Genomic DNA, 4,661 nt, shown 5'->3' on the forward strand with positions numbered 1-4,661 from the left:
CGGCGCCAGCGCGCCGGGGGCATACCCGTCCAACGGTGGAAGGCCCGGTAGAAGGTACTGGGCTCCGCGAATCCGAGAGATAATGCAATATCCGCCAGGGACCGGTGGGACTCCCGCACAGCCGCCAGAGCCAGCGCCTGGCGCACCTCATCCAACAAGCTATTGAACGTATAACCCTGGGCCTCCAGCCTGCGCGCCAGAGTGCGTTCGCTGATACCCAGCATACTGGCCGCTTCTACCCGGCGGGGTAGAGATGGTCCAATACGGGCCAAAAGCCATTGCCGCAGATCCTCTGCCGACACCGCGCCCTTTTCCAAAGCTGCCAGGCGCCCCGCACTGTATTGTTGATGCACCTGGGCGAGAGCCGGATCTGCCTGTGGCAGAGGGTTGTCCAGCACCTCATTACTCACCAGCAGCCCGCTGAATGCCTGCTCAAAATCTACCGGGCACCCAAACACCTCCCGATAACCGCGAACCGGCCCCAACTGAGCTTGGCTGAACTGCACACGCACCGGCACCGGCCGCACCGCCGACCCCGCTATCCAGTCTGTCAGGCTCACCACCGCCGACAGCACCGCCTCAATCTGATGAGGGTTGAATGCCAGCCGGCCCTGCCGGGGATGGTAGACAATCCAGGTACCCCGGCTACCGGGTAACATCTGAAAGCGCCCGCCGTCGGAGATCAACCGCTGATACTTCTGCACCAGGGTAATGGCTTCGCGCAGCGTGGCCGCGCTCTGCATGGCAAAACTGACCGCATCAATGCTGGCCGGGCGCACGCCCGCTCCCACCTTCAGGCCAAACCCCGGATCGTGGGTACAGCGCTCGGCGGCGTGCCAGAGCCGGGTAATGAAATCAATGGGCCAGCGCTCCCAGGCCAGTGCCTGTGCTGGCAGGCCCGCAGTTTCGAGCAACACGGTGTCCCCAACCCCCAGACGGCGAGCGGCATCGATCACGGTGTTGACCCACCCCATGGATACGGTGGCTTCTAAAGTCAATTATCGTGGCCTCTAAAGTCAATTCAGATCCGATGATAGCGTTATATGGTCTGTAATAACAAAACCAAGAACACATATTGGACATGCGCCATGGCAAAACCTGATTGCTCAGACATCCTGATTGCCGGCGGCGGCCTGGCAGGCATGGTTACCGCCCTCGAAGCCCTGCGGGCAGGCAAGACCGTTACCATCGTTGACCGGGACACCCCCGAACGCTTTGGCGGCCTGGCGTTGTGGGCCTTTGGCGGCATGATGCTGATCGACACCCCTCTGCAGCGGCGGATGGGCATTGCCGATTCCCCGGAACTGGCCCTGCAGGACTGGCTGCGTTTTGGTGAGCTGGACCCTAATGACGAATGGCCCATGCAGTGGGCCCGCTATTACGTTGAACATTCCCGCTCAGACGTGCACGACTGGCTCGCCAAAGAGGGCATTAAGTTCATGCCGGCGGTGAACTGGGTAGAGCGTGGCCGGTTTGGCGATGGCAATAGTGTGCCCCGCTACCACATTACCTGGGGCACCTCCCGGGAATTGGTGCGCTGCATGATTAGCGCCCTGCAAGAGGCCAACGCCAGCGGCCGCCTCACCATTCACCACCGCCACCGGATCACCGGGCTGGACCATCAGGCGGGTGAGGTCTGCGGCGCCATTGCCATAAACGAGGAAACCGGCGAAGAGGTCCGGTTTGAGGCCCCCAGTGTGGTGCTGGCCATGGGCGGCATCAACGGCAGCCACGCCGAATGCCGTGCCAACTGGCCCAAACATCGCCCGCAACCGGCCACCATGCTCAATGGTGCCCACCCGTTTGCCGATGGCAAACTGCACCACTGGGCCAAAGATCACCTGGGCGCGCGCATTACCCACGCCGGCGAAATGTGGAACTACGCGGCAGGCTTTCCCCACCCCTACCCACATTTCCCGGGCCATGGCCTGTCTACCATTCCGTGTAAATCTGCGCTCTGGCTGAACCATCGGGGCGAGCGCATTGGGCCGGAGCCCCTGGTGACCGGCTTCGATACCCACTGGCTGTGCCAGCGAGTGGCGGAACAGGAACAACCCTGGACCTGGCACCTGCTGAACCGGCGTATCGCCCTGAAAGAATTTGCCATCTCCGGTGCTGAACACAACGCCCGCATCCGCGACAAGCAATTCCCCCTGTTCCTGAAAGAACTGCTGCTGGGCAACAAACCGCTGATAGACCAGATGCAGAACGAAAGCCGTCACTTCCTGGTGGATGACACCCTGGAAGGGCTGGCGAAGAAAATGAACGCCCTGACCTGCTCCCTGGACATTGACGCTGCCACTCTAAAAGCCACCGCCGATGCCTTCGATGCCAATTTCAGCAAAGGCAGCCAGCTGAACAACGACCCGCAAATCCGCATGATTCGCCATGCCCGCCAATGGGGGCCGGACCGGCTGCGCACCTGCAAACCGGCGCCGCTGCAGAAGCCCGGTGCCGGGCCGTTCATTGCCATTCACATGCAACTGACCACCCGCAAGAGCCTGGGCGGCCTGCGCACCGATCTGCAAAGCCGGGTGCTGGATGCCAGCGGCCAGCCCGTCCGAGGCCTTTACTGCGTGGGCGAAGCGGCCGGTTTTGGTGGTGGAGGCAGCAACGGCAAGCGATCACTGGAAGGCACCTTCCTGCCTGGTTGCATTCTGACTGCCCGGGCGGCCGCCCGTTCCATCACCAACGGAGGCTGACATCAGCGCGATCCACCTGGACCTGCAAAACACACACATTGACCCAAGCTGGAGAACAACAATGACCAACGGCGCTCAAGCATTGATGAAAACCCTGGTAGAGGCCGGCGTTGAAGTCTGCTTTACCAATCCCGGCACCAGTGAAATGCATTTTGTCGCGGCGCTGGACAGCGAACCCAAAATGCGGGCGGTACTCGCGCTGTTTGAAGGTGTGGCTACCGGCGCCGCCGATGGTTACGCCCGGATGGCCGACAAACCCGCCGCCACTCTGCTGCACCTGGGCTGCGGCCTGGGCAATGGTCTGGCCAACCTGCACAACGCTCGCAAAGGCAAGGTGCCGGTAGTCAACATTGTGGGCGACCACGCCACCTACCACGTGAAATACGATGCGCAGCTGCAGTCGGATATTGAAACAGTTGCCCGTAACGTGTCACCCAACTTTGTTCGCACGTCACAAAGCACCGAAGCGCTGTGCCAGGACGCCGTCGATGCCATCACCGCCGCCCGCGGTTTGCCCGGCCAGGTCGCCACCCTGATCCTTCCCGCTGACGTATCCTGGGGTGAAGGCGGAACACCCTGCACCATGCCCGCTCCGGCAACGCCTTCGGTGGCCGATGACGCGACCATACAAACCGTGGCCGATGCCGTGCGCACAGGCAAAAAAACCGCCATCTTGCTGGGTGGCCGCGCCCTGCGTGAATCAAGCCTGCTGGCCGCTGCCAAACTGTCCGCCCACAACGGCATCAAACTGTTCGCCGAAACCTTTCCAACTCGCATCGAACGGGGCGCTGGCCTGCCAGCGGTTGAACGCATCGCCTACCTCGCGGAACTGGCGACACTGCAATTGTCCGAATATGAAAATCTGATTCTGGTAGACGCCAAGCCGCCCGTGTCTTTCTTCGCGTACCCGGGTAAAAAAAGTTATCTGGTGCCACAGACCTGCAACGTGAATACCTTGGCAACGCCGGAACAAGACGCAACCGCCAGCCTCAACAAGCTGGCCGATGCGCTCGGGGCGGCCAGCGCTGAACCAAAGTTGCAAGCCAGCGCTCGTCCGGGCCGCCCCCGCGGCAAGCTTACCGCTGAAAAGGTATGCAAAGCGCTGGGCCACTTGATGCCCGAAAACAGCATCATCGTGGACGAATCCATCACCTCCGGCCTGATGCTCAATGCCCTGACCGCCGGCGCCCCCCGGCACGACATGCTTACGCTCACTGGAGGTGCAATTGGCCAAGGCCTGCCCAACTCGGTTGGCGCAGCCATCGCCTGCCCGGATCGCCCGGTCTATGCCCTGATCGGCGATGGCACGGCGATGTACACCATCCAGGCTTTGTGGACCATGGCTCGGGAAAACCTGAACGTGACGACCATCATCTTCAACAATGCGTCCTACTCTATCCTGAACGTAGAGCTGGAACGGGTGGGCGCTGAAGAGGCAGGCGCCAAGGCGAAGTCGCAGCTGGACATCAGCGGCCCGGTTACCCTCTACGCCCAGCTAGCCCAAAGCATGGGCGTGCACGGCGTGCGGGTTCAGACCACGGAAGAACTGCTCAAAGCGATGGAGTACGCCCGGGATATGCCCGGCCCCCACCTGATTGAAGCGGTGGTGCCGGAATCTTTGAATGGCGTGAAAAGAAAGGTTCTGCCCTGGCTGCTGCGGACCTTGCCGAGCCTGCCACAGCCGCTGAGCAAGGCTTTGAAGAGGAAGATTGCGCCCTGAGGTGCGAGTTATTCAAACATCTACCACAACTTTTTCAGGTTCAGCCCCCTAAGGGCCCGCGAGGGGCGCGACACCAGGCCGAGGCGCTGGCGCTGGCGACGCTACAGTTTCAATCCACACGCCCGCGAGGGGCGCGACACAGGCCGCTACTGAGGCTCGGATGCAGGCCATGGTTTCAATCCACGCGCCCGCGAGGGGCGCGACAGAGGGTAATACCATGTCGGAAATTTTAGGCCGGT

General features: G+C 61.7%; 4 protein-coding genes. 2 read left to right on the plus strand and 2 right to left on the minus strand.

Translation table 11 applies throughout. From position 1 onward, the window contains the following. On the minus strand, positions 1 to 998 hold a 998-nt coding region (locus tag IBX51_RS14385), incomplete at its 3' end, for an AraC family transcriptional regulator (RefSeq protein ID WP_291831991.1). A 90-nt stretch (positions 999 to 1,088) separates the two neighbouring features. Between IBX51_RS14385 and IBX51_RS14390 the strand changes: the two genes are divergently transcribed. Both IBX51_RS14390 and IBX51_RS14395 read left to right on the plus strand, forming a co-directional pair. Beyond that, positions 1,089 to 2,702: an FAD-binding dehydrogenase gene (locus tag IBX51_RS14390; RefSeq protein WP_291831992.1), complete on the plus strand. Its 1,614-nt coding sequence runs from the start codon at positions 1,089 to 1,091 to the stop codon at positions 2,700 to 2,702. 61 nt (positions 2,703 to 2,763) lie between these two features. Beyond that, entirely contained in the window at positions 2,764 to 4,422 is a 1,659-nt protein-coding gene (locus tag IBX51_RS14395; RefSeq protein WP_291831993.1) for an acetolactate synthase large subunit, read from the plus strand. Between the two features lie 48 nt (positions 4,423 to 4,470). On the opposite strand, the gene IBX51_RS14400 is transcribed toward IBX51_RS14395, so the two are convergent. Further along, on the minus strand, positions 4,471 to 4,661 hold a 191-nt coding region (locus tag IBX51_RS14400), incomplete at its 5' end, for a hypothetical protein (RefSeq protein WP_291831994.1).

The organism is Marinobacter sp., from assembly GCF_014859525.1.
GTDB lineage: Bacteria > Pseudomonadota > Gammaproteobacteria > Pseudomonadales > Oleiphilaceae > Marinobacter.

What these genes read in the sequence shown, in the direction of transcription:
- IBX51_RS14395 (WP_291831993.1), top strand. Translation starts at nt 2,764, where the DNA reads ATGACCAACGGCGCTCAAGCATTGATGAAAACCCTGGTAGAGGCCGGC.
- IBX51_RS14390 (WP_291831992.1), top strand. Translation starts at nt 1,089, where the DNA reads ATGGCAAAACCTGATTGCTCAGACATCCTGATTGCCGGCGGCGGCCTG.